1 protein-coding gene is annotated in these 471 nt (G+C 63.5%); it reads right to left on the bottom strand.

Translation table 11 applies throughout. The features are described 5' to 3' along the window. Nucleotides 1-98 precede the first annotated feature (98 nt). Nucleotides 99-471, bottom strand: a 373-nt coding sequence (locus tag BST12_RS29470) for an acyl carrier protein (protein WP_083116538.1), incomplete at its 5' end; no start/stop codon positions are given.

A 471-nucleotide genomic window follows, 5' to 3' on the forward strand; every position in this document is an offset into this window, starting at 1 on the left:
TCCATACTGGCGCTAGCGGAGCCCCCACCTATGATCACGATCCCTCCTCAATTCCGGCCCATGGAGTGTAATTCGCGGCGTTCAAGTCCATTACTACCTCACAAAGCCGCTGCTATGTCGGCTTTTGAGGTCAATTTGTCGTAAAGACAATCCGCCATACCCCGGATCGTGGTGATGTCCGCGGTGCTAATGCGGACCCCGGTTTCGGCCTCGACTCGAGCGCGCAGTTCGTGGTTGGCCAGTGAGTCAAGGCCATAGTCGGTAAGCGGACGGTCGGCGTCGATGGTGCGGCGCAGAATCAGGCCGATCTGCTCGGAGAGCAGGCGGCGCAGGCGGCCGGGCCACTCCTCCTGGGGCAGCTCGGCGAGCTCGGCCAGGAGCTGGCTTGCGCCCGACCGGTGTTTGCCGAGGGACTTGAACATCTCGGCGAACGGGCTGCGCTGAGCGAACGCCGTCAGCCACGGCGACCCG

This window comes from Mycobacterium angelicum (genome assembly GCF_002086155.1).
GTDB classification, from domain to species: domain Bacteria; phylum Actinomycetota; class Actinomycetes; order Mycobacteriales; family Mycobacteriaceae; genus Mycobacterium; species Mycobacterium angelicum.